Below are 23690 nucleotides of genomic sequence, written 5' to 3' on the forward strand. Positions count from 1 at the left end.
CCCTGAGGGCAAATGACCCAGTCAACCCGCACCGTTCTGCGCAACCAGCTCAATCAGGCTCTGGCCGCGATGAAGGACGCGTGGCGGGTGATGCGCAGGCGCGGGCCCAGCCAAATTCAGTTCTGGTTCATCGCGCTGGCGATTGGGATTGCCGCAGGCTTTATGGCATTGGGATTTCGTAAGGCAATTCAGGCATTGCAGGCCTATGTCTACGACACCGGGGATATCTCGTTACTGCACAGCCATGTGGAAAAGCTGCCGTGGTTCCTGATCCTGATCACACCGATCATCGGCGGTCTTATCGTTGGCATCATCCTGCACCGGTATACCGATGACGGGCGCGTGCGTTCAGTTGCCGATGTAATCGAAGGCGCTGCCCTCACCGATGGTCGGGTCGAAGGCAAGGCGGGTATCGCGTCTTTTTTCTCCTCGCTGATTACGCTGAGCACAGGTGGATCTACGGGTCGAGAAGGGCCGGTTGTGCATATGGCAGGCGTGATCTCGACCTGGGTCAGTAATCGTATCCATGCCGACGGAATTACCGGGCGTGATTTGCTGGGATGTGCGGTGGCGGCGGCAGTTTCGGCCAGTTTCAACTCACCCATTGCCGGTGCTTTGTTCGCGCTTGAGGTGGTGCTGCGCCATTTCGCGGTGCATGCTTTTGCGCCCATCGTTATCGCTTCGGTCGCCGGGACGGTGATTAACCGGCTGGAATACGGCGACGTGACCGAATTCACGCTGGATACGCCCGGATCCCTGCAATTCTATGTCGAGCTGCCCGCGTTTCTGATCCTTGGGTTGATCTGCGGGTTGGTGGCCTTGCTTCTGATGCGGTCGATCTTCTTTGCAGAAGATATTGGCAATCACATTCAAAGCCGGCTGTCCTTGCCCGGATGGCTGCGTCCTGCTGTATCAGGCGCAATGTTGGGACTGATCGCGATCTGGTTTCCCCACATCATCGGCGTTGGATACGAAACCACGATCCGGGCCCTGGCCGGAGATTTGGTTCTGACAACCGCCATCCTGTTCGCAATCATCAAAACTGTGGCTGTTGCGATCACGATGGGGGGACGTATGGGTGGCGGTGTGTTTTCACCCTCGCTGATGATAGGTGCGTTAACCGGGTTGGCATTCGGGTTGATTGCAACGGGTTTGCTGCCCGATGTATCGGGTACCCATACCCTCTACGCATTTGCCGGGATGGGCGCGGTGGCCGCTGCCGTGCTTGGTGCCCCGATTTCGACCACGATGATTGTCTTTGAACTGACCGGAGATTGGCAGATCGGTCTGGCGGTGATGGTGTCGGTTTCAATGTCCACGGCGCTGGCTTCGCGCCTCGTGGATCGATCCTTCTTCCTGACCCAACTGGAACGGCGCAATGTGCATCTGGCCGCGGGGCCACAGGCCTATCTTCTGGCGATGTTGCGCGCAGGCGCAGTGATGCGACCGCTTGGCGATGCACGTTCAATCACCCGGGAAGAAGCACAGGTTTTGATTGATCAGGGTCTTTTTGTTCAAGCAAGCGCTACGCTTGAGGCGGCGATGCCGTTCTTCGACCGAGACGAAATCCTCTGCATACCGGTGGTGGTGAGCGGTGATGACGGAGCTGAGACGCCAGTCGGTACGCTCTACCATATTGATGCGCTAAAGGCCTATAACCGCGCGTTGGCAGCCACGGCTGCAGAAGAACATTCATAACAGAGGCCCCTGTAACATTGGTCTTTGTCCATCTTGTTCCTTGATACAGGCGAGGCATTGAAGCGATACGATCTTTGGATCTGCACCTGCCGGGCGTGGCCAGTCGAAATCCAGAGGCTCATGTGTTCGATCTGACAAGCTGTGCAGAACTGAGCTTTCTGGCTGAAAAGCATCAGGCCTTGGAGTGCTGGTGAAGGACTAACTTTACCTCACTGACGCTCTGGAATTTGTGGAACGACGCGCAACTTTGAGCCGTCGACAGCTTCCCAGTATCTTTTGGAGCCAGCGGGTCATGCAATATTGGCCGTAACATCGAGAAATTCTGATCTATTGCGGACTTTTGTCGGTATCTGGTCAAAGAACGGCAGTGCGGCGCAGCCCAATTCCGCTGCGGCTGCGCCAATGTCTGATTTTGGAAGTTAGATTCAATTTCCGCAGAATCCGATTTGCACACTCTTTGTCTGTCATCGCGCTCTGAGGGCAACAATCCGAGCGAGTGATGAACTTTGCGCCAACACCGCTCCTTACGATCTGTTGGCATTCGCCGCTGGAAGGAGGCCATCCGGGCGTAACAGCAGCAGCAAGATGACTGAGGCCAGAACCATTGCGTCCCGGTATGGGGCCAGACTGTCTGCCAGGAAAGCCTGTAGCAGAACCTCCAGCCCGCCGACGATGAACCCTCCAAGGACAGCGCCGCCCAAGCTGCCCAAACCCCCAAGTACGGTCGCAATGAAGGCCTTGAGAACGGGGAAAAATCCCATCAGTGGATCCACTGACCCGCGTTGTGCCGTCCAGATGACAGCGGCAATACCCGCAAGTAGCCCTGACAGGGCAAAAGCCACAGCAACGACCCGGTTGGCCTTGATACCCAGCAGTTTGAGCATCTCGATATCTTCGGCAGCGGCGCGCATGGCCATGCCAATCGTTGTGCGCCGCAACACGAATGTCAGGCCTGCAAGGGCTGAAAATGTTACGATGATTGATACGGTCGGGATAATGCCAAATGTCGTCTGGCCGATATGATACGTGCCAGACCATGACGCTGGAAAAGAGATCGGGACGGGTCTGGCGGAAATTCCGTTCTGGAACAGAACTTTGAGGATCTCGGACACCGCGAAAGATGTGATCAAAAGTGCAACGACATCCGCGCCGCGCATGGCGCGAAACGCTGTACGCTCCATTGCCATGGCCATGAACACAGAAGCGCCAAGCCCGACAACAAGAGCGGCGATCGGCGGCAGGCCAAAGCTCATGGCTAGAAAGATGCCATAGCCCCCGAACGTCATGATTTCGCCATGCGCGAAATTGATCAATCGCACAATAGAGAACACAATCGCCAGCCCCAGGGCCAGCATCGCATAAATTCCCCCAAGGCTAAGCGCGTTGATCATTTGTTGAAGAAGAACTTCCATCGCTCAAGCCGCCAGATATGCGGATTGCAAGACCGCGTCATTTGCTAGTTCCGACGGTGCACCGGCAGCGGCAACAGCGCCATTCGCCAGCACGACAGCATGATCGGCAATGTCCAGGGCAAGAGCCGCGTTTTGCTCGACCAGAAGCACTGAAATACCGTCGGCTTTCAATTCTTCTACGATGTCGAAAATCTGATCCACGACCTGCGGCGCAAGGCCAAGCGACGGTTCGTCCAGCAACAACAAGCGCGGTCCGCTCATCAAGGCACGTCCCACCGCCAGCATCTGTTGTTCGCCCCCCGACAAAAGCCCCGCCATCTGACGGCGGCGTTCGCCCAGGATCGGGAAACGCTCTTTCATCTCGGCCAAACGTTTGGCGCTGAGCGTCTCGTCGCCCAGAATTGATCCGGCCAGCACAAGATTTTCTTCGACCGTCAGCTGCGCAAACACGCGGCGTCCTTCCGGTGAGATGGCCACACCCGCCCGCACAATGGCGTCGGGTGTGGCCCCTGTCATATCCTTGCCAAAAAGGGAAACAGCGCCCGATACCACGGGCAAAGCACCTGCGATGGCCATGACCGTCGTTGTCTTGCCTGCGCCATTGGCCCCTAAAAGCGCCGTTATGCCGCCTTTGGGGACGATCAGGTCAATGCCCTGAACCGCGCGGATTGGGCCATAGCGGACGTGCAAGCCTTGGATATCGAGTGCTGTTTCCATTGGGTTCAGACCTTACGGCTGTGGCAGGATTGCGGGATCAGCTGAGGTGCGCAGGACAAACTCTTTTTCGCCTGCATCGGTAATCCGTGCGACCACAACATCACGCAGAGGCATCCGGTCGGTCCCCGCGAAAGTGAAGTTGGACATGATACCCTCACCATTCTCAATGCCGGCCATTGCGGCAGTCACGGCAGCAGGGTCTGTCGTGCCAGCCGCTGCGACGGCATCCTCGATCATATGCGCAATATCGCAGCCATTGACGTAGTAATTGTTGTCAGGCGTGATCCCCTTTGCAGCAGAGAACCGAGCGATGAAATCGGCATAGGCAGAGCCTTCGTCTGGGAAGCCACCAGATGTATGCGCTACGCCTGTGACGACATCACCAAGGCCGCGTACGGTTGGTGAATCGAGTACGTCACCTCCCATCACCTGGGTATCAACCCCGGCACCGCGCAGCGCACGGATGAAGGCCGGAAAATCAGGCTCCCACGCCCATGTGACGATCACGTCCGGAGTGGTATCCGCATTCTTGATGGTCGTCACGATGGCAGAAAAGTCCGGCTGGTTCAGCGAATAGTTGCTTTCCCCGACAACGGCACCACCAAGCGATGTGAAGGCCTCGCCAAAGTACTCGGGCCCACCCAATGTGTAGGCACTGTCTGGGGATTTCACGAGCCAGACACGTTCGAACCCTTGCTCGCGTGCGTGGCCTGCCAGTACGGCGGCCTGTTGGTTGTCCGCAGGGTAACTGCCAAAGACATGTTCACCGACTTGCGTCAGAACCGGGGCTGTTCCGGCAAAGGTCATTGTTGGGATGCTGTCAGCCGCTGTGATCTGGGCCGCGGCGATTGTCGGATCGGCATCGGCTGACGCCACGATGAACTGCGCGCCGTCATCGATCATTTCCTGTACGACTTTAACGCCTTCGGCGATGTCAGACCGGGTGTCGCGCACGATCAGCTCAACCGGTGTTGTGCCGTTCAGGCCCCCCTTGGCGTTCATTTCGTCAATGCAGAACTGGAACCCGGCATAGGCGGGTCCATCATAGGGGGCCAGATAGCCCGATTGCGCGGACATTACGCCGATTTTATAACTCTCAGCCATCGCTGTTCCAGCCAGGCCGGTGATAACTGCTGTTGAAAGAAGAAGGGCATTACGTATCATTTTATTGCTACCTCTGTTGGTTGACTTCGGTTGGTTTCGCTAATTTCTGCTTTTTGGGCTGTGCGCCCTTTGCCGATGTAAGCCTCGATGACTTTGGGATTTGCGCGCACGTCTTCAGGCGTGCCTTGCGCGATGACGCCACCTTGGTGCATCACCACGATCCAGTCCGACAGGCGGTTCACGAACCTCAGGTCATGATCGATCAGAAGGACACCGATGCCGCGTGTTTTGCCGACCTTAATCAGCCGATCAGCCAGGTCATCTGTTTCGCTGGGATTCATGCCAGCGGCCGGTTCATCCAGTAAAAGAATCTTCGGGTCTTGTGCCAAAGCGCGGGCGATTTCCAGGCGCTTGCGGGCACCATATGGCAGGCCGTCGGCGCGATACCCGGCGACTTCCCCAAGATCAAAGGCATCCAGTTCACGCAGCGTGATAGCCGCGGCAGTCTTGCGGTCGTGACCTGCGGCCAAAGCGGCAACAAGAACATTTTCGTAGGCTGTCAGACCGCTGAACAGGCGCAAGTTTTGGAAGCTACGCGAGACACCAAAGCCTGGCACTTTGTGATGCGAGACACGGGTCAAATCAACCTCGCCCATATGCGCAGAACCGGTGTCCGCCTGATAGGCGCGTGTCAGCAAGTTAACAAGCGTGGACTTGCCAGCACCGTTGGGGCCAATCAGGCCAGTGATGCGCCCAGTCGGAGCTTCGAAACTGACGTCTCTTACGGCTTTGACGCCTGCGAAACTTTTTGACAGGTTTGATGCTTTCAGCGTGGCTGGGACGACGGACTCGGGCGTGCGCGCAGGAGTTACTCGGGGCTTCAGGCGCCCGAGCAGATTTGCATCGGCGCCAGGGCCAAGTTCAAAGCCTCCGACCAGACCCTGAGGTCGCGCCCAGATCACCAGCAGGATGGCAAGCCCCAGGACAATCGTCGTCAGGCCAAAGACCTCGGGCAAGGTGACGCCAAGCACAGTTGAGCCGCCTTCGAACTGGCGCACAGTGTCCTGCAGCAGCGTCACCGCGATCACCCCGACCACTGCGCCGCCAACCGATGACATTCCACCGACAATCATCATGACCACTTGCGCAAAGACGAGCCCAAGGTAGAAGGATGCGGGTGAAAATGCCCCCAGCATATGCCCATAAAGTGCACCCGCGACTGTCGCCATGGTACCAGAGGCACACCAAGCAATGAATCTTGTGCGTCGGGCATTGATGCCAAGTGCTGTTGCGGCATCCTCATCGTCACGGGCCGCGCGGGAAAACAGACCCAAACGGCTTTCGCGATACCAACGGGCCAGCAGGATTGCACCCGTGGCCGCGCCGAGGGCCAGAACCAGGTCTGTCACCCTTGGCACACCGTAAAACGTCTGGCTGCCGCGTGTGATCTCGCGTGCGGCGATGGCCACGCCATGGGCGATGATCAGCAGGCCAAGCGTGGCAATCGTGGCAGACGCACCCACAAGCCGAGCGATGGCGCTTCCGGTTAGGGCTGCAAAGGCAAGTCCCGCAAGGGCGACCACCGGCAGCGACACCCAGATCGTTACTTCATGGCCTGCCAGAAATGACGGAAGATCCGGCAGGGCAGAACGTTGAAGAGCAGCAGGCATGGTGAGAATGCCTGACAGATAAGCGCCTAGCGCCAAAAACGCGCCATGCCCGAAAGACACAATGCCCGTGTTGCCGCAATAAACCGCAAGGGCCACTACAGCGACCACATTGACACACATCTGTACAGCAATCCGCTCGCCAGTGCGTCCAAAAATCAACGTCAGCCCAAGCACCACAGCCAGCAGCACAGCAACCGCCGCCGCCGTCCGGAGCAAGTTGGACGCCCGCAAGCGTCCGGGATGTGTATGAAGGGGGACGATGCTCATGAGGGAATGTCCCCTACTGCTGTAAGGATTGCGTCTGCCAGCAGATCCGCCCACAGCCCGACTTGCGATTGTTCGCGGATTTGATCGTTTCGAATTTCAATCAGGCAATGCACGAGCTCACGGGGTTCTGCATGCGCTGGAATAAACCAATCGCCCTCAGTTTCGATCTGATAGGGCTTGTTCAACGCAAAGGCCATGTCAGGGCGGCGCTGCGCGATATGTGCCATCAATGCTTTGGCAGCACCGCCTGTTCCGCGGCTTAAAAAGCCTGCCTGCCAAGGCCGGTCCTTGCCATCGAGATGCGGTGTAAAGGAATGGATCGAAAACGCGGCACGACGCGGACGGTTGGCAAAGAGCCGATTCAACTCTGCATCCATAGGTCGAAAGATTTCATCGACACGCATGGCCCGGCTCAATTCGGTGATCGCGCTGTTACCCGGCACCTCAACCTGGTCGCTGATCGCAGGGACCGCCAAGGGGCTGTCAGGGGGACGGTTACAGTCAAATACCAGCCGTGAGTAATTTTGGACGACGAGAGGCGCGTTCAACTGTTCAGCCAACTGGCGCGCTACATCCTGAGCACCAATGTCCCAGCCGCGGTGGCTTTCAATGACGTCGCGGGAGACTCCCAAATCTCCAAGCATCTCGGGGACTGCATTGCCTGCATGCTCACACAGCAGCACGATCTCCGACGTGCTATCTGCATTAACGACGTCAATCGGCGCAGGATCGTTCGGCCCCAATAAGGTATGAGTACACAAATTCATGCAGCTTGGACCGCACGGTGTGTGCATCGTCTTATCATACCGAGCAGATCCTTGGGGTCGTGCGGGTCGGCAACCAGATCCAGCATTTCGCTTGGGGCGCCGTCAGTCGCTTTTTGGTGCAGCCAGCGCGTGGCCGAGAAATCCTCGACCACAAAGCCAACACCATCAAAAACCGTGATCTGATCTTCGGAGGTTCGTCCCTTTTTAGAACCGGTTAGAACCTGCCACAGTTCGTTGACCGCGTGATCCGGGTCGAGTTGCTGGATATCGCCCTTGATGCGCGTCTGTTTTGGGTACTCTACAGAAATGTCATTGCGCATCAGAATATCCCGTTGCCGATACTCGCAGCGGTTTTAGCTGATTTGGGGGCCAGTATACGCGTCACCATCGCCGATGTTGCCACCGTGCGAAGCGCCGTCAGAAGGGTCATTTCAGAAAAGGGCTGTGGATAGACGGTATCAACAGAGGCCAGCACACCAACGGCGGTTAGGGTTTGCAGGCCGACCTTGGTGTTCGATCGGTGCCCGTTCGCGGACTTGAAGGTGTGATCCACACCATCAGAGGTTGGCATCAGTTCAATCACACCCGCCTTAGAATGGGACGCAACGCGCGGTGTTTTGTCAAATACCGGCCAGCGTTTGAAATCGGCTTCGATCATATTGGCCAATCCTGCAAGGCAGTCCCGTAGGCCATGCTTATGGACCAGGGCCCGCATGTTTTCGACGCTGACAAATGGAACCAATGCTCTGTCAGAGGGCGCGCTCATCAGTATGTTCCTTCATACGCGGCGCATTTTTGTGCTGTGTCCATGTCTTTTACCGCGTCGATTTCTGCAGCCTTATGGGCGGCGTAGACGCTCGCGAAATCTGGTCCGAACCAACCGGTGACTGTCGTATCCGCCTGAAACGCCTCAAGGGCGGCCTCAAGCGTTTCGGGCAGGCGCACAAAACCACGCGCCGTGAGATCGTCCGCTGACAGAAGTGACAGGTCTTCCTCGGTCGGCGCAGGCGCTTTCAGCCCATCTTCGATCCCCTGAACACCAGCATGTACAACAGCGGCCAAAGCCAGGTAAGGCGACGCCGCTGCATCCGCCGCGCGGTACTCAATGTTGAATTGTCTGGCGATTGAAGCGGGGTCCTTTGCCGTCACAGGGCAGACCCTTAACGAGGCCTCGCGGTCTCGGAACCCGAGATTGTTATACGCAGCCGACCACCGGTGCGGAGTAAGGCGTTCGTATGACACGACAGACGGTGCCGTCAGCGCTAAAATGTTAGGCAGGTATTTTAGCACGCCAGCAGCGAACCCATCAGTAAGTCTGGACATCCCGCAGGGGCCGCTTGCATCAAATGTGACCGGCTCGCCGGCATCGTCGACAAAGCTCATGTGGATATGAACGCCATTGCCGACGCTCGCCACATCGCGGATTGGCGTAAAGGTTGCAGCCTCACCCAGGTGACGCGCTGCCGAGCGAGTAAGCTCGCGCAGGATTACTGCCGCATCTGCCGAGCGCACACCTTTGGCAGGGCCGATAACGACCTCGTATTGATTGGGGCCGAATTCCTTCATGATACTGTCTGGCTCGAGCCCGTTTTCGGCGAGTGTCGCCATCAGCACTTCGCAAAGCTTCCGCTGAATCTCGAACCCTTCGCGTCCGTATCCCTGGTTTTCCACCGCCGGTGGGCTTTTCAGTTGAAACTCGTGCTCGAACGCCGAGATCAGATGAACGCCCGCCACATCATGCAGGCGCTTCAGCGCGGATTTGAGGATAGCGCGCGTACAAAAGGCCCAAGGATCCCCGTCAAGCGTGACGACATCGCCCATCAGGAAATGCTCGGTCACATCTCCAAATGTCGCCCGGGCCTCTGCGTTTGCATCGGGAATCAAAAGCAAATCACCTAGTGCGCCGAACGGGCTGTCAGCGATTATGTCGAAACAGGTGATCTGCACATTGGTAGGGGTCCAGCCGACCCCCCGCACCAGCCGTTTTTCCAACTGATCAGCGGGAAAGGCTTTGCCGCGCACCTTTCCGGCAACATCGGATATGGCAGCAAAAATTAGCGGCAGGGTCATTTTTCATTTTCCTCTTGAGTAAAGCGCAAAGCATCCCAGGCCTTGATGCGGTCTCGGGTCTGTTCCCAGTTGTCCTCGGCAATCCGCGTCACGATGGCCTCGGTCACCGAGAGTGCCGCCGAGTAAGTATCCCACAAGGTGCCGCTATCAATTGGCACCGGCATGACCTCATGGGCGTGTTTGGCAATCGGTGAAATCCATTTGTCCGTCATCAGGATCACACGGGCATTCCGATCGCGTGAGGCAACAAGCGACAGCTGCTCCAGCGCCGGTTGGTAACGGCGAAAATCAACAGCATAAAGGATATCCCCGGGCCGCATCCGCAACAAATATTCTGGCCAGCCTTCAGGCGTATCAGGCAGATGAAACACATCCTTGCGGATCTGACGCAGGTGGAACGAAAGATGCTTGGCGATCGTATCGCTGATCCGGCCACCCAGCACGTAAACGCTGCGTTTCGGGTCGGTCAGAAGGGTGCAGATCTGGTTAAACTGATCTTCGGTGATAGCATCAGCCGCCATGGCCATCTGGCTGGCCGATTTGGAAATAAAGTCCTTCAGATATCCCCCATGAACGGGCCGTTCCGCCTGGTGGAGTTGAACCGGCGAGCGGTGCCCTTCTTTCAATTCCGCGATAAGATCACGTTGGAAATCCTGATATCCATCAAGTCCAATCTTGGTAACAAACCGTGAGATTGAAGGCGGTGACACCTCGGCGTGTTTTGCCAGCTCCTGGATCGAGGAAAGGCCAGCAAATGGGTAATCCGACAGGATAGCTGCAGCAAGTTTGCGCTCTCCGCTGGTTAGCATATCGGCTGCGTTTTCGATGCGGTCTCTGATCAACATGCGCTATATGGTGGTGGAAAAATATTTTCTGTCAATCTAAATTGAGTTGACTTTGGAATTTTATTTTCTTTTAGTGTGGACGTCATGATCGCCCTCATTCATAAAATTAGACCTCTTGGGCAAACATTTGAAAGCAGAGACAGGCATGGAATTGACCCGCGATCTTCCACTAGAACATGACCAATCGGGATTGCTATTTATTGACGTGCAGAACTTTGCAGCCCACAGGGATGGTGCCGAATTCGAAGGGCTGACAAATGCCGATTTTGACGCAAAGTTTGGCTGGTTTTTTGAGCAGCTGAAATCCCGTATCGTACCTAATATGCAAGCCTTGCAAAAGGGATTTCGCGCGGCGGGAATCGAGGTTCTTTATACAACGATTGAAAGTCTGACCAAAGACGGGCGCGACAGATCTCTGGATTACAAAATCACGGGCTTCAACGTGCCCAAAGGATCCTGGGACGGCAAGGTGATCGACGAACTGGCACCAGCCGATGATGAGATCGTGTTTCCAAAATCTTCGTCTTCAGTCTTTGTCTCGACCCACATAGATTACGTGCTGCGCAATCTCGGCATTAAGCAATTGGTGCTGGCAGGGATCGTGACCGATCAATGCGTCGAAAGCGCAATTCGCGATGCCTGTGATCTGGGCTATCTGGTCACCCAAGTGACGGATGCCTGCATGACCTACACGCAAGAGCGTCACGACAATTCCCTGAAAACGATCAAAGGCTACTGCCGGCAGGTGACGACAGCCGAATTGCTTGACGAAATCGGTCGTGGCTAGGTCGGTGAGGCGTCCAGCCGATCCGTTTGACGGCGCGTCTCAGGCGTTACCCACACCCGTTTTCTCGCCAAATTCCGATTTTTCCCTGCGCGTCAGTCCAACCTGTCATCATCCAAAAAATCGCTCAGAAATAATTGGCGAGGCACACTCAAAACAGCATGTGAGATCAGAGACAAACCCACACTTTTCGGTAAAACGTCCAAGCATTATCTGCCCTCACCACATGTTTTCCTTGATGCAGCGAATGCCAGTTTCAGAGTGACATAGTAAAAAGGCTACATAAGTGGTCACGGATTTGCCGATACACAAAGTAAATGCCAGTTTGAAACCATTTTTTTGATCGGTATCGGGGCCTTGGGAACAGCGGTAGGGCCACGAGCGTTGTAATTGCGGCTCCAAGTGGTTACATAGGGAACACTAAAGTTCTGGTTTTCTGCAGCCCAGGCGTATCGCCTGCTAGAGTGAACTAAGTTCTTCCACCATGAAAATTCAGCTGTCACGTCCTCTACTTGGATTTGATGTTTGGGAAAGTTGCCGATGTTATCGCGCACGACCACATCGCTTGTGATGTTAGTTGATCCGTTTGTGGTGATCAGACGCACCGATGGCTTGCCAATAAACCACAACGCAACCGTTGATCAAATGAGCTTCCGATAGGCAAGAACTGCGCCTATCGACCATCGCGTCCTGGGATTGGCCCGGGCGCAAGATCAAGATTGCGCAGAAAGACATAAAACAGCGAGGCGGCGCTTTCTCCGCCAGAGGATCCAAAATGACATTTCCAGAATGGACGAAACCAGGCATCTACGGTGCTTTGTGTGGTGCGGTTGCGGTCTCAATCCTTGGCTTTACCTGGGGCGGATGGACAACCAGCGGCAGCGCTCAAGAGTTGGCGAAAGACCATGCTAGCGAAGAAGTAACGCTTGCGATGGTGCCGGTCTGCCTGAATAGGTCAACCGCTGACCCCAAGCGCGAAGAAATAATCGAAACACTGCAAGAGGCCTCTGGCTTTAACCGCCGCAAGGCCATGATGGATACAGGTTGGGCAACACTGCCGGGGTCAGATTCGCCAAGCCGCGACCTCGCAGATGCCTGTATCGCGGGGCTTGAGCTGGATGGATCATAAGGCAAAGGCAATGCCGCAACTCTTTCGGACGACTTGGCGCGCAAATCTGTCACTAGGCATTCAGATGAGTGCGGTGCTGATTGGGTTTACACTCTGTGCTTTGCTTTTATTTTCGATGCCTGCATTCGCTCAATCTACATCGCAATCGGTGCCAGAAAATGCCACTGCAACGAGTTACGGTGACGGTTGGAAATGCAACGCCGGGTATAGGTTGAGTGGCGACGTCTGCGCAGCTGTCGTAGTGCCAGAAAATGCCTATCCGACCAACCGTACCTATGGTTTAGGTTGGGAATGTCTTCATGGTTTTCGCGAGAACGATGAAGCGACCTGTGTTGCGGTGATTGTACCCGATGGCGGATTCCTTGATTCATCAGGTGAACGCTGGCATTGCTCTCGCGGTTTTCTCAAAATCGACGATACGTGCCAAGAAATTGTCGTACCCGCAAACGCTTATCTGGCTGATACGACCTATGGACCCGCGTGGGAATGCAAACGTGGGTTCGAAGCATTGGACGACCGTTGCGTCGCCATTGTGGTCCCGGCTAACGCGTATTTGAATTCATCAGGATACGGCCAACCCTGGACATGTGAACGTGGATATTTTGTAAAGGATGGCACGTGCGCGGCCGTCGTGATCCCTGAACATGCCTACTTGGACGATGCAACGTACGGCACGGGATGGAAGTGCGAGCGGGGATACGCGACCTCAGGTGTGAATTGCGAAACAATAGAGCTTCCTGCGAATGCCCATCTTGACAGGTCCGGAAACCGTTGGAACTGCAACAAGAATTTCAAGTCATCTAAAGGTCTGTGCGTTCTCGATAACTGAGCGCGCGGCGCGACTATTTCGACTTTGGTATCCGATGGTGACGACCGTGTTGCCTTGGGTGTCGACCACACAAAGGAAACATCATGAAAACCGACTTTAACGTGGCAAACACGATCCGTCGTCCTGTTAGCGGGGCGCAGGCGCCGCCATTTACCAGCGACGAACCCATAAGATCAACTTCTGCCACTCAGATCATCTTGCCGCCAACTGCGATTGTCTATTGCCAAGGTAACTTTGCCAAGGCGGATGGCAAAACTGCAAATGGCCTCGTTCGCCATTCAGAGGCCTATAGGATCCTGTCTGTCATAGATAGCGATCACGACGGCAAAGACAGCGGGTTGGTTCTTGACGATACTGTAAACCACATTCCGGTCTTCAGAAGTCTGGACGCTGCTGTTGTCCATGAAGCTGTAATCCCGGATACCCTCATTTACGGGATGGCACCATCTACGGGCAGGCTCTCATCGACAGATCGTGACGTTGTTCTCGACGCGATATCACTTGGTATGAACATCGTCAGTGGATTGCATGAGTATCTGGGCGATGATCCAGAAATCGCCTCTTTTGCGGCCGAACGCAAAGTCACCATCCGAGATATTCGCAAACCTAAACCCAGCAAGGATATGCGCCTGTTCGATGGGAGTATTTCTGGTGTGAAAGCACTGCGCATAGCGGTTCTTGGGACCGACTGCGCCATCGGAAAGCGGACAACAGCGACTGTTTTAGCCCGTGCCTTGAACACAAGAGGCATCAAGACTGTTCTTGTTGGTACGGGCCAGACAGGTTTGATGCAGGGTGCAAAATATGGGGTGGCAATGGATGCCGTACCACCGCAGTTCTGTTGCGGCGAACTTGAAGGCGCGATCGTCGACGCTTCCGAGTCTGAACGACCCGATGTCATATTGATCGAAGGTCAAGGGGCGTTGAGCCATCCGGCATTCTGCACATCCGCCTTTATCCTGCGGGGCAGCCAGCCGGACGCCGTAATCCTCCAGCACGCTCCAAAGCGCGCGCATCGCTGTGACTTTCCCAATATGCCGATGCCCAAGCCTGCAAGTGAGATTGCCCTAATCGAAGCATTTGCTGACACAAAGGTCATTGGTGTCACGCTCAATCATGAGGGGATGTCCGAGGCCGAGGTAACCGACACGATCGCCGCACAGTCACAAATACTCGGGCTGCCTGTAACGGATGTACTCAGCCGGCCGGCTTCGCATTTGCTTGCAATGGTTGTTGCCGCTTACCCTGGGTTACGTCACTCCACACCCGTGGCTGCGATATGAGTACCCCTCGCATTGAGGTGCATCTGAGCAAGATACGTCACAATGCGAAGACTGTTGTCGAGCGCCTCAAGACACGCGGCATCGGTGTCACCGGTGTGACCAAGGCAGTGTGCGGGCATCCAGCCATCGCTCAGGCTATGCTCGACGGCGGCGCTGTGGGGCTTGCGGAAGCGCGGCTTAGTAACGTGCGAAGGTTACGCAACGCGGGCATGACATGCCCGATCACATTGATCCGTACACCAACGCTGAGCCAGGTCGATCAGGTCATCCAATACTGTGAGGCGAGCTACAATACAGAAATCCTCGTGATTACCGCTCTGGCCGCCGCCGCGATCCGGAAAGACTGCATTCACGGCATTATCCTGATGGTTGAGATGGGCGATCTGCGCGAAGGGATCATGCCAAAAGACCTCGGCTCAGTTGCACAGCAAGTGGTGGACATGCCCGGCGTTACGCTGAAAGGCATCGGAGCGAACTTTGCATGTCTGGGGGGGATTGCCCCGAATGCTGCAGATATGGAGGCCCTATCTGACCTGGCGAATGAAACAGAGGGGCAGTGTGGTCCCTTCCTTCACACTGTATCTGGCGGAAACTCGGCCAACCTTCCTTGGGCCCTCGGCGGACACCCAGTTTGTCGCATCAATGATCTAAGGCTGGGGGAAGCAATACTTCTGGGCGTTGATCCGGTTTCCGGAGATCAGATAGGCGGGATGTATACGGATGCCTTCACGCTTGTCGCTGAGGTAATTGAAACAGGGTCCAAACCTGCATCTCACCCTCAGAGCATCTGCGATCCGGTATTCAAAAGACTTCACCTCGTCCCGAAAAGCGGACAGAGCACACAAATAATTCTGGCCGTTGGTCAGCAAGATACGGACATTTTGGGGCTTTCGATGCCCCCTGGATACAGGCTTATTGGTGCAACAAGCGATCATCTTGTCGTTGGCACTTACCATTCGACGCATAGCGTAGGATCGGAAATGAAGTTCCAAATGAACTATAGTGCGTTGATGAATGCTATGTCCGCTCCTGACGTTAAGACAAAGTTGCTCCGTGGCAGTCATTCACGACACGCGCATGTCTCTCAAGGATCAGGCAATCACCTGGCATCGATTTGAACACTCAACTGATAAATGCACCGTTGAAAACGGTTAGGAGAATAACCATTGGCAAAGCTGACAAAAAAAACTGTCTTCAATGCACACGTTCCCAAGGCGGAAACACCGATGGACAAAACAACGCGGATCGTTAGAGAAATGGTCAACGAAGAAGCAGAGCAAAGACAAATCAAGAATGCCCGGCTCCGCAAAACTCGGCTCGAAAGGGATGCGAATACACTATCTGAAGCCTGTCCGCCGAAGCCCGTCAAAAAGCGGTGACAGGATTGTCGCCCCTTCTTTTTGCGCGACTGGAATGATCGAAACACGAACAAAGCGGCTAGCGAGCATTGTTTTTCCCATGCATCAATCGCACCCATACTCATTTTACGGATACTGCCATGACAATCTCAGATGAGAGCTCAGAAAAAATTCACTATATCTGCCAGACATATGTGGAAAATAAGCCCGGTCGCGGAGGGCAAGGAAACTTGAAAATTGGTAAGCAATTTGAATATTCCACGGCGGCAGAGGCACAAAACAGAGCAGAAAGGGAAGCGCTATCCGACGATTGCGCTGGCGCTGATGCCTACATGGTCAGTGAGGACCCGAACAGTGGCGAGGTCGGGGCGCCAAGCTTCATCATTAGGCTTGGAAATGTTCCGGAATTTGATGAGTTTTAGATCTTGAGCAGGCTTCAGTTTAACTCTCTAAACTCACCTTGTTTGCGGCATTAGATCGACCAAAAACAAATCTATTTGGTGCCAGAAAAACAGACCATTTTGGGCGTGGGTTTTGCCAAGAAACTGCGCCATGAATACCGGAAAAAAGCAGTTTTTAGTGTAGGTGCAGCGAGAAATCCCAAGGTGCAGGTCGGGCTCGTTTGATACTTTCGTGGTATCCAGCGTAAAGGATCGTTCACTTACTTCGATCCAGATTTTGACGTGAAGGCCAAAGCGATCTGGCCTTTCATATTGTGCAACAACTCGATTGAGTAGAGGTATTGCGCATCTGGGACATGCGTCAGATTTGTTCGACCTTCACGGAATCAAGCGGGTAGAAGGCGACATGGCCTTTGATGTCTAAGGCAGAATGGATCGGGTCTTCATAGCTCCAAGCAGCGTTTTCAGTGACCGAGGATTTGTTGACGATCGAAAAATGCGTGGCTTGGCCCTTGTGTTTGCACTGCGTGACCTTGTCGGTAACATCCAGAAATGCCATCGCGATATCGGTACGAGGGAAATAGATGACCGGATCAAGATTGCCCTCGAGCAATTCCAGAGCATTTGTGGTTTCACCCAGAATGGCGCCTCCTGAACGGACGCTCCATTTGCCTGGTGTCTTGCGAATGGTGATCTCGGTCATCTTTGCTCTTTCCTCTGGTCCGGTTTCCCGCTTGTCCACTGCCCGGTATATGTAACGATGCGGTGTCAGATCGGTGCGGTTGCGGCATCCAACCACAGTTGGGCGTCATCTCCCAGCCTTGGTCGAACTTTTTCGGCAACTTCGCGGTGATATGCGTTCAGCCAGTCGCGTTCGACTGCCGTCAGCATATCGGTCAGAACCAAGCGTCGGTCGATAGGGACATAGGTCAATGTGCGCCATTCCAACATGGGACGTTCCGCGTCACCACTGGGCAGGGTAGGGGCAGATTGCACCACCAAAAGGTTTTCAATCCTGATTCCAAACGCACCTTCGCGGTAGTAACCCGGCTCATTCGACAAGATCATGCCCGGCAGCAAGGGCTCATGGCTGGCTTTGGACAGACGCTGAGGGCCCTCATGCACACTCAGATAGGCACCGACGCCGTGCCCGACACCGTGATTAAAGTCCTGACCCGCTGCCCATAGGGGAATACGCGCCACGGATTCGATATCACGTCCAGCCAACCCGGCAGGCCAGCGCAGCATAGACATGGCGATCATGCCTTTCAGCACGCGAGTAAAGCAGGCTTTTTCTTCTTCACCCACATTGCCGATAGCAATGGTCCGGGTAATATCAGTCGTGCCATCCAAATATTGTCCGCCGCTGTCCAGCACCAGGATATGACCGTCTTGCAGCAGGCTGTCGGTTTCCTCGGTCACCCGGTAATGCATGATCGCGCCATTGGGTCCTGTCCCTGCAATCGTATCGAACGAGATATCCTGCAGGGCATTATCCTTGCGCCGGTTCTCCTCAAGCCGAGTGACCACCTGCGTTTCCGTAACATCGCCAGCGGCTTGCGCATCCAGCCAGAACAGCGTTTCGATCACAGCGACAGCATCGCGCAGATGTGCCTCGGCACTGCCTGCGATTTCGGCAGGGTTCTTGCAGGCTTTGGGCAGCGCACAAGGGTCGCCGCCATCGACCATCTGCCCCTCTAGCACATCGGCCACCGCCTGTGGCAGCGTACCAAGATCAACCTGAACCTTCCCGTCAAGCGCTGCGACAGCCGTCAAAAACGTGTCCGGCGCATGAACTGTGACTGAATCGGCCATCGCCAAGTTCAGCTTTTGGTGCGCCATGAACAGATCCACGCGGCCATCCGCATGCAGTATAGCAAACCCATGCGCCACCGGGTTGTACCCGATATCGGAGCCCCGAATGTTCAACAACCACATGATCGAGTCGGGCAGGGTAATCACCGCTGCGCTACAGCCCGCGTCCTGCAGGGACTGCGCCAGACGCGCAATTTTGCTGTCTGCGCTTTCGCCCGCGAATTCGATCGGGTGCAGCTTTACCGGGTTCATTGGTGGATCGGGTTGATCCCGCCAAACCCGGTCCACCAGATTGTCGCTGCGCACCAGTGTAATATCTCGGCCTTCAAGGTCGGTCTGCGTTTTCGCGATCTGACCCGCCGAATGTAGCCACGGATCAAAGCCAACCCGACCACCCTGCGGGAGTTGTTCCTTTAGCCACGCGGCAAGGCTGACCTCGGGCCATGGAACAGGTGTGTAATCGGCGGCGACCTGCGCTTTGACCTGCGTGCGATATCGTCCGTCAATGAAGACGCCGGCCTTATCTGCCAAAACCACGCAGAACCCGGCCGAACCTGTGAACCCGGTCAGCCAGGCAAGCCGTTCGTCGCGCGGGGCCACATATTCGCCTTGATACACATCCGCGCGCGGGACCAAGAAACCGTCCAACCCGTCGCGTGCCAATTCGGTCCGCAGATCGGCCAGCCGGGGCGGGCCCTGTTCCGGCCGTGCGGTCACGGCGAAGGACTGAAACATGTCATACCTCTATCAGTTGGAGCGCGCGACGCCATGTCATGGAAAAGGCGATTCAGCCTACTCTCTTCATTCCCATCACCCGCGCTCGTGCGCGCGGATCACTGTCAAACAGAGCGGCCAGTTGCTCGGTCATGGCTCCGGCCAGTTGCTCGACATCCGTGATGGTCACGGCGCGGTCGTAATACCGGGTCACGTCATGGCCGATGCCGATGGCAAGCAATTCCACCATCTTGCGCTTTTCGACCATTCCGATCACATCGCGCAGGTGCTTTTCCAGATAGTTTGCTGGGTTCACGCTGAGCGTTGAATCATCGACCGGCGCCCCGTCCGAGATTACCATCAAAATCTTGCGCTGCTCGCGCCGTGCCGTCATCCGGCGATGCGCCCATTCCAGCGCCTCGCCGTCGATATTTTCCTTCAGTAGCCCTTCTTTCATCATCAGCCCCAGATTGGGCCGGGCGCGTCGCCACGGGGCATCCGCGCCTTTGTAGATGATATGGCGTAGATCGTTCAGACGACCGGGCTGCTGTGGGCGGCCATCGTTCAGCCAGGCTTCGCGCGCCAGCCCGCCTTTCCACGCTCGCGTGGTAAAGCCCAGAATCTCGACCTTGACGTTGCAGCGTTCCAGCGTGCGTGCCAGAACATCCGCGCAGATCGCCGCGATCGAAATAGGTCGCCCGCGCATCGAGCCCGAATTATCCAACAGCAGCGTCACCACCGTATCGCGGAACTCAGTGTCCTTCTCGACCTTAAAGCTCAGCGGTGTGGTTGGGCTTGCAACAACACGCGCCAGACGGCCCGCGTCCAGAATGCCTTCTTCGCGGTCGAACTCCCAGCTGCGGTTCTGTTGCGCCTGCAACCGGCGCTGCAATTTGTTGGCCAAACGGCTGACGGCACCTTTCAGCGGTTCTAGCTGTTGATCCAGATAGGCCCGAAGGCGTTCCAGCTCAGCGGGCTCCGCCAGATCCTCGGCGGCGATCTCTTCGTCATGGGTGCTCAGGTAGACCTTATAGTCGGGATCAGCATCGGATGCAGGCGGAGGGGCAGGCGGCTCCAGCGGGGCCTCGCCCTCGGGCATCTCGGCCTCTTCTCCCATTTCATCCTCGGCCATCTCATCCATGGAGACTTGGGCCTGAGACTGATCCTGCTGTTCTTCCTGTGACTGCTCAGGGGTCGCATCCGCGTCCTGTTCGTCCTGATCATCCTGACCGGTGCTGTCGGGGTCGGGCTGTTCTTCGGCGTCGTCTTCGGCCTGATCTTCCTGATCTTCGTCCAGCTCATCCGGGTCATCGCCCAGCTGATCGCCATAGCCCAGATCCTTGATCATCTGGCGTGCAAACTTGGCGAATTCGGCCTGGTCCGAAAGCACCTCGTCAAGGTTCTCCAGTACGCCCCCTGCCTGATCTTCGATAAACCCGCGCCACAGGTTCATGACATTGTCAGCCGCAGGCGGCAGGTCGCGACCAGTGGCCAGATGCCGGATCAGATAGCCGGCGGCCACCGAAAGAGGCGCGTCAGCTGGCTGTTTGCATTGATCATACCCACGCCGGATCGCTTCGTGCCCGATCTTGACGTCGATGTTGGACGCAGTGCCTGGCATGTCCCGCGCACCCATCGCTTCGCACCGGGCAACCTCCATCGCCTCGTACAGATCGCGGGCCATGTCACCTGGAGGCGCATAGCGATTATGAGTAGCATCATCGTGATAGCGTCGCTGCAAAGCCAAAGCATCCGCGGTCCCGCGCGCCAACAGAACCTCTTCCCGCGTCATGCGCCGCGAGACCTGAGGCAACCGCATCGACTCACCCGACAGGCCCGACGGGTCGACCGTATAGCTCACCGTAAGTTCCGGATCGTCGGCCATCACTTTGGTGGCTTCGGCCAGAGCTTTCTTGAACGGATCAGCGGGGTTGTCTTTGGGTTTGCTCATCGGTGGCAGGTCCGGTCTTGTTCTACTCGGGCAACCTAGAGCCAATCATAGGTCTTGACCATAGGGTCGGCCTTGTTTTCCGGGTAATCAGCGGCACGCCCGAATTGCAAAAACGCCAGACCTGTAGAAAAGAGGCAACGCCCGGCTTCTGCGTGGCCTGTGATTCTAACTGGGGGTGACTTTTCCGTCAGTACAATGCAAAACGAACGGTACACGAACGCGTGATATAGTTATTTGTTTGGGACGGTTTAATGGGACTCAGAAGACAATTTCGAAAATTGTTCGGGATCAAAAGACAGACCATAGAATTACAGCCCTCGGGCTGGTTAGCCGAGAATGTTTTCTGTCAGTCACCCTCAACGCCGCTAAGTGAGATAGTTCACGTTTTCGATCCCAAATACAAAGATCCTGACCCAATCAACCTAGTTCATATCGTCAATTTCTTTTCTGTCGACGGAGCGATGAATGATGTCCAGCGCGCTACGTTGGATAGCATGGTGACTGCCAAATCAGATCCGTTGGCTGGTGAAGGTGAAACAACTTTGGTGCAGGTTCCGGTGCATGGGGACGAAGATCTGATTCAAGCCCATTACGGCCTGCAAGTTGCGACAAAACTGGAACGCACGGTTCTGGATGTCGGAACGTTTCGAATTCCTCGGCCTTTGCCACTTTTGTTTGATGTTCTGGAAAAGGGTGCATCCGTTGCTAAACCCGGAGATTTTGTAATCTACACTAATGCAGATATTTGTCTTCAGCCCTATTTTTATGGCGCGGTACGTCAGCTTATTGCGGGTGGTTTCGATGCCATCACGATCAATCGTCGGACATTTGGCGATGCGCATGGGTTTTCCCATGACCCCCTGTCTATGGGCGAGGTTGGTATGCAGCATCCGGGTTTCGACTGCTTTGTTTTTTCCAAAGAAGTTTTCGATCAATTTGTTCGCACAGATTCCTGCCTCGGGATGTCTGGGGTCATACAGCCAATGCTATTCAATCTCGCTGCGCACTCGAAACGAATGCTGATGCTCAAGAATGTCAGTCTGACGTTTCATTTCGGCGATGATCGGCCGTGGAAAACCCAGGACTTTGATGATTATGCCATGCATAACTTCACAGAGGCGGCGGATAGTTTAACCAAATTGGCGGAAGACGTCAGTAAACGCGGTCATCTTCGCGAGTTCTGTGACAATCACATTGGAATCTGGAAACTTGACGACGATGGATTGTTGGCTCCAGATGCGGCTCAAGAAGTTGCACAGGCACATTTGGCCAATAATGCATAAAAGCTAACTTTCATAGCTTTTGATGATGTGGCCCTGCAAGAGCTTCCGAAAGCCTGTGCCACGCACAAGCCCCCGGAAATTCCGTATATTTTGTTATCCCAAGCTGGTGCTTGCAGCGCTTTCCGGGAGTTCCTCGTCAAAACACCGCTGATAGAACTCGGCTACTGTCTGGCGCTCCAGCTCGTCGCATTTGTTCAGAAAGGATAGGCGGAAAGCATAGCCGACATTGCGGAAGATCTCGGCGTTTTGGGCCCAGTTGATCACGGTCCGGGGACTCATCACGGTCGAAAGATCACCGTTCATGAATGCTGTCCGAGTCAGATCGGCAACGGTGACCATCTGAGCGACGATCTTGCGGCCCTCGGCAGTGTTGTAATGCGGCGCTTTGGACAGAACGATCATCGTTTCTGCGTCATGGCTAAGGTAGTTCAGCGTCGCGACCAGAGACCAACGGTCCATCTGGGCTTGGTTGATCTGTTGTGTGCCGTGATACAGGCCGGTCGTGTCACCCAGGCCAACAGTATTGGCGGTGGCAAACAGGCGGAAATATTTGTGCGGGGTCAGAATCTCGTTCTGGTCCAGCAGAGTCAGGCTGCCATTGGTTTCCAGAACGCGCTGGATCACAAACATCACGTCTGCGCGCCCGGCATCGTATTCGTCAAAGACGATAGCAACAGGGTTACGCAGAGCCCAGGGCAGAATTCCTTCGTGGAAATCCGTGACCTGTTTGCCATCACGCAGCTTGATCGCATCCTTGCCGATGAGGTCGATCCGGCTGATATGGCTGTCCAGATTGACGCGCACGGCCGGCCAGTTCAGTCGCGCAGCGACCTGCTCGATATGGGTCGATTTACCGGTGCCGTGATAACCCTGAATCATCACGCGGCGGTTATGGGTAAACCCTGCGAGGATTGCCAGCGTCGTATCTGGGTCGAACTTATATGTGGGGTCGATCTCGGGAACCCGTTCTGTCTGTTCGTAAAAGCGTTTGACCTGCATGTCAGAATTGATGCCGAACACATCTCGGACCGAAATCTCTTCTGTTGGTTTTGCGTTTGCGTCAATCGGCCAATCCATGCCTGTCGTCCTTATCCTTATACCGCGGCCCCCGCGCGGGCTTCTGAACCCGTGTGTGGTGCAACATATTGCAGATAAGGGCAAGGGAAAGCGGCCCCCTTGGAAAGGTGAGCAGGTTTTTCTTTCAAACTGGCCCTATTGACGCGCGGGCGATCCTTGGTCGCGACGCGTACCAGGTGCAGGTCAAGCCGCGTTTGTCAACAAAGGCACTGCGGCCTGTTCGGACGCACATGCCGATCCATGTGTCGGAAATGCTGTATGCAGGTAAGTATTCAATAATCCAAATGTTGAAAATGACCTTATCAGACATATGAAAAATGGTCTCATGGGGCTTTTTGCAAGTTGCTCAAGTACACAGCAGATTTCTTTGCTAGTCGCGAGCCAGAACTGTCAGTTGGCAATACCAGACGTCGAGATGGCAGTTTCTGGATTCAGCGTCATCCTAAGGACGTGTAGAAACTAGGCAGGGCAACACTTTCGGCGAACGGGAAAGTGACCTCGGGCAAATGCCACAAG

Annotated in this window: 21 protein-coding genes and 1 pseudogene; 9 read left to right on the plus strand and 13 right to left on the minus strand. The window is 55.4% G+C overall.

Annotated elements, in window-relative coordinates; translation table 11 throughout:
• The first annotated feature begins 12 nt into the window (after positions 1-12).
• Positions 13-1698: a chloride channel protein gene (locus AC2FFF_RS08325; protein ID WP_281972772.1), complete on the plus strand. Its 1686-nt coding sequence runs from the start codon at positions 13-15 to the stop codon at positions 1696-1698.
• A gap of 524 nt (positions 1699-2222) precedes the next feature.
• Here the strand turns inward: AC2FFF_RS08325 and AC2FFF_RS08330 are convergent.
• The 8 genes and pseudogenes from AC2FFF_RS08330 to AC2FFF_RS08365 form a co-directional block, all read right to left on the minus strand.
• On the minus strand, positions 2223-3110 hold the full coding sequence (locus AC2FFF_RS08330) for a branched-chain amino acid ABC transporter permease (protein WP_281972773.1): 888 nt from the start codon (positions 3108-3110) through the stop codon (positions 2223-2225).
• Positions 3111-3113: 3 nt separating this feature from the next.
• A complete protein-coding gene (locus AC2FFF_RS08335) occupies positions 3114-3827 on the minus strand; it encodes an ABC transporter ATP-binding protein (protein ID WP_281972774.1) in 714 nt (237 codons plus the stop codon).
• A gap of 12 nt (positions 3828-3839) precedes the next feature.
• Positions 3840-4991, minus strand: coding sequence for an ABC transporter substrate-binding protein (locus AC2FFF_RS08340; RefSeq protein WP_142635012.1), 1152 nt, complete (start codon positions 4989-4991; stop codon positions 3840-3842).
• Positions 4988-6868, minus strand: a complete 1881-nt coding sequence (locus AC2FFF_RS08345; RefSeq protein ID WP_281972775.1) for a branched-chain amino acid ABC transporter ATP-binding protein/permease — start codon at positions 6866-6868, stop codon at positions 4988-4990. Before AC2FFF_RS08345 ends, AC2FFF_RS08340 begins: the two co-directional genes overlap by 4 nt.
• A complete protein-coding gene (locus AC2FFF_RS08350; RefSeq protein ID WP_185956628.1) occupies positions 6865-7635 on the minus strand; it encodes an N-formylglutamate amidohydrolase in 771 nt (256 codons plus the stop codon). Before AC2FFF_RS08350 ends, AC2FFF_RS08345 begins: the two co-directional genes overlap by 4 nt.
• A pseudogene (locus AC2FFF_RS08355) lies at positions 7632-8401 on the minus strand (Rossmann-fold NAD(P)-binding domain-containing protein). Before AC2FFF_RS08355 ends, AC2FFF_RS08350 begins: the two are co-directional and overlap by 4 nt.
• A complete protein-coding gene (locus AC2FFF_RS08360) occupies positions 8401-9705 on the minus strand; it encodes a glutamine synthetase family protein (protein WP_142635006.1) in 1305 nt (434 codons plus the stop codon). The pseudogene AC2FFF_RS08355 and the gene AC2FFF_RS08360 overlap by 1 nt, the downstream one beginning before the upstream one ends.
• Positions 9702-10550 carry a MurR/RpiR family transcriptional regulator gene (locus AC2FFF_RS08365; protein WP_271950266.1) on the minus strand — a complete coding sequence of 283 codons (849 nt, stop codon included), beginning with the start codon at positions 10548-10550 and terminating at the stop codon, positions 9702-9704. The genes AC2FFF_RS08360 and AC2FFF_RS08365 overlap by 4 nt, the downstream gene beginning before the upstream one ends.
• A gap of 145 nt (positions 10551-10695) precedes the next feature.
• Here AC2FFF_RS08365 and AC2FFF_RS08370 point away from each other — a divergent pair, with 145 nt between their 5' ends.
• Positions 10696-11337: a cysteine hydrolase family protein gene (locus AC2FFF_RS08370; RefSeq protein ID WP_142635002.1), complete on the plus strand. Its 642-nt coding sequence runs from the start codon at positions 10696-10698 to the stop codon at positions 11335-11337.
• A 287-nt stretch (positions 11338-11624) separates the two neighbouring features.
• On the opposite strand, the gene AC2FFF_RS08375 is transcribed toward AC2FFF_RS08370, so the two are convergent.
• Positions 11625-11963, minus strand: a complete 339-nt coding sequence (locus AC2FFF_RS08375; RefSeq protein ID WP_281972776.1) for a hypothetical protein — start codon at positions 11961-11963, stop codon at positions 11625-11627.
• 146 nt (positions 11964-12109) lie between these two features.
• Here AC2FFF_RS08375 and AC2FFF_RS08380 point away from each other — a divergent pair, with 146 nt between their 5' ends.
• From AC2FFF_RS08380 to AC2FFF_RS08405, 6 genes are all read left to right on the plus strand, one after another.
• Entirely contained in the window at positions 12110-12463 is a 354-nt protein-coding gene (locus AC2FFF_RS08380) for a hypothetical protein (RefSeq protein ID WP_142635000.1), read from the plus strand.
• Positions 12453-13292 (plus strand): hypothetical protein, encoded by an 840-nt coding sequence (locus tag AC2FFF_RS08385; protein ID WP_281972777.1) that lies wholly within the window; start codon positions 12453-12455, stop codon positions 13290-13292. Before AC2FFF_RS08380 ends, AC2FFF_RS08385 begins: the two co-directional genes overlap by 11 nt.
• A gap of 83 nt (positions 13293-13375) precedes the next feature.
• Positions 13376-14575, plus strand: a complete 1200-nt coding sequence (locus tag AC2FFF_RS08390; RefSeq protein WP_281972778.1) for an N-acetyltransferase DgcN family protein — start codon at positions 13376-13378, stop codon at positions 14573-14575.
• The gene (locus tag AC2FFF_RS08395) at positions 14572-15693 is read left to right on the plus strand and encodes an alanine/ornithine racemase family PLP-dependent enzyme (RefSeq protein ID WP_281972779.1); all 1122 of its coding nucleotides are present in this window, start codon (positions 14572-14574) and stop codon (positions 15691-15693) included. The genes AC2FFF_RS08390 and AC2FFF_RS08395 overlap by 4 nt, the downstream gene beginning before the upstream one ends.
• Before the next feature lie 48 nt (positions 15694-15741).
• Complete coding sequence (locus AC2FFF_RS08400; protein ID WP_281972780.1) at positions 15742-15954, plus strand: hypothetical protein; 213 nt, start codon at positions 15742-15744, stop codon at positions 15952-15954.
• A 119-nt stretch (positions 15955-16073) separates the two neighbouring features.
• The gene (locus tag AC2FFF_RS08405; RefSeq protein ID WP_142634991.1) at positions 16074-16355 is read left to right on the plus strand and encodes a hypothetical protein; all 282 of its coding nucleotides are present in this window, start codon (positions 16074-16076) and stop codon (positions 16353-16355) included.
• Between the two features lie 340 nt (positions 16356-16695).
• Here the strand turns inward: AC2FFF_RS08405 and AC2FFF_RS08410 are convergent, their stop codons facing one another.
• The 3 genes from AC2FFF_RS08410 to cobT form a co-directional block, all read right to left on the minus strand.
• Positions 16696-17037: a DUF427 domain-containing protein gene (locus tag AC2FFF_RS08410; protein ID WP_281972781.1), complete on the minus strand. Its 342-nt coding sequence runs from the start codon at positions 17035-17037 to the stop codon at positions 16696-16698.
• Between the two features lie 65 nt (positions 17038-17102).
• Positions 17103-18884 (minus strand): aminopeptidase P family protein, encoded by a 1782-nt coding sequence (locus AC2FFF_RS08415; RefSeq protein ID WP_281972782.1) that lies wholly within the window; start codon positions 18882-18884, stop codon positions 17103-17105.
• 52 nt (positions 18885-18936) lie between these two features.
• Positions 18937-20814, minus strand: a complete 1878-nt coding sequence (gene cobT, locus AC2FFF_RS08420) for a cobaltochelatase subunit CobT (RefSeq protein ID WP_142634986.1) — start codon at positions 20812-20814, stop codon at positions 18937-18939.
• Positions 20815-21065: 251 nt separating this feature from the next.
• Here cobT and AC2FFF_RS08425 point away from each other — a divergent pair, with 251 nt between their 5' ends.
• The gene (locus AC2FFF_RS08425; RefSeq protein ID WP_281972783.1) at positions 21066-22097 is read left to right on the plus strand and encodes a hypothetical protein; all 1032 of its coding nucleotides are present in this window, start codon (positions 21066-21068) and stop codon (positions 22095-22097) included.
• 93 nt (positions 22098-22190) lie between these two features.
• On the opposite strand, the gene cobS is transcribed toward AC2FFF_RS08425, so the two are convergent.
• A complete protein-coding gene (gene cobS, locus AC2FFF_RS08430) occupies positions 22191-23174 on the minus strand; it encodes a cobaltochelatase subunit CobS (protein WP_271950250.1) in 984 nt (327 codons plus the stop codon).
• Between the last annotated feature and the right edge of the window lie 516 nt (positions 23175-23690).

This window comes from Ruegeria sp. YTSA226 (assembly GCF_059609905.1).